The organism is Phaeodactylibacter luteus, from assembly GCF_007993045.1.
Taxonomy (GTDB): domain Bacteria; phylum Bacteroidota; class Bacteroidia; order Chitinophagales; family Saprospiraceae; genus Phaeodactylibacter; species Phaeodactylibacter luteus.
This window is the reverse complement of sequence record NZ_VOOR01000259.1, coordinates 1-285: the sequence shown is the minus strand read 5'-3', so window position 1 is coordinate 285 and position 285 is coordinate 1. Positions and strand designations below refer to the sequence as shown.

Annotated in this window: 1 protein-coding gene; it reads left to right on the top strand. The window is 56.1% G+C overall.

Annotated elements, in window-relative coordinates; translation table 11 throughout:
* Positions 1–285, top strand: a 285-nt coding sequence (locus tag FRY97_RS22795) for an Ig-like domain-containing protein (protein WP_211356971.1), incomplete at both ends; no start/stop codon positions are given.

The window sequence follows — 285 nt, the reverse complement described above, 5'->3', positions numbered from 1 at the left end:
CTGGACGGCACGTTCACTTATACCCCGGACCCGGACTTCAACGGCATGGACATCTTTGAGTACTCCTACTGTGATGGGGGCACGCCCGAGCTGTGCGATACGGCATCGGTAGACATCACGGTGAACGCGGTAAACGATGCGCCGATAGCCAACAACGATACTTTCATGGGCGCAGAGGATATGCCTTTGATGGGCGATGTATCGTTGAACGATATAGATGTAGACGGCCCAGATACCCTGATCACGCTGGTCGCCGGCCCGATGAACGGCATGCTGACGCTGAAC